This is a genomic window from Vibrio sp. 10N.222.49.C9, from assembly GCF_041474985.1.
In the GTDB taxonomy this organism is placed as follows: Bacteria; Pseudomonadota; Gammaproteobacteria; order Enterobacterales; family Vibrionaceae; genus Vibrio; species Vibrio crassostreae_C.
Map to the genome: position 1 here is coordinate 1 of NZ_JBFRVD010000658.1, position 550 is coordinate 550.

The following is a 550-nucleotide window of genomic DNA, read 5'->3' on the forward strand; positions in this document are numbered from 1 at the left end:
CCGCTTGTACTTTCGATTCTGCCATGAAAATACCCGCTTCAAGCGCCAGTTTGTAAAGTACGTACTCCCATAATCCAATATCGTAGTCGTCATAACGGCTAGGGAACTTCGCAAGCCACAGACTGTTATCAACATCTCTGACTGAGGCTTTGGGGCGGGCACCCCCTAGAGAAGAGCCTGGAGAAATCAGCATGTTTAGCCACTTGAGGTAATCTGGGTTATCAAAATCAGGCGTATCTTCAACCCCATTTGCAGCTTGTTGAAGCTCAGGCAAAGAGGTGATTGCAGGTGCGGTTAGTTGGTCATTGTCATCAAGAAAAGGGCCATCATGAGACGTACAGAAACGCAGCGCCCCCATACGAAACGAGTCATGCACACCTAACAAGTAATGGGTTTCATACAGTTTATTCGCTCGTCGTCCCTCGTTCCTTGCCATCACGGCCTCTCGTCGCTGCATAAGCAATCGCCCCCAACGATCAGGGCAGGAATCCAGAAAGACTTTAAAGTTTCGATCGGCCTCAGCGTGTTGCTCTCCGATGTATAACTCAAG

1 protein-coding gene is annotated in these 550 nt (G+C 49.1%); it reads right to left on the minus strand.

Translation table 11 applies throughout. From position 1 onward, the window contains the following. Nucleotides 1–457: HipA domain-containing protein (locus tag AB4585_RS24940; RefSeq protein ID WP_372171439.1), on the minus strand; the 457-nt coding region annotated here is incomplete at its 3' end. Nucleotides 458–550 lie beyond the last annotated feature (93 nt).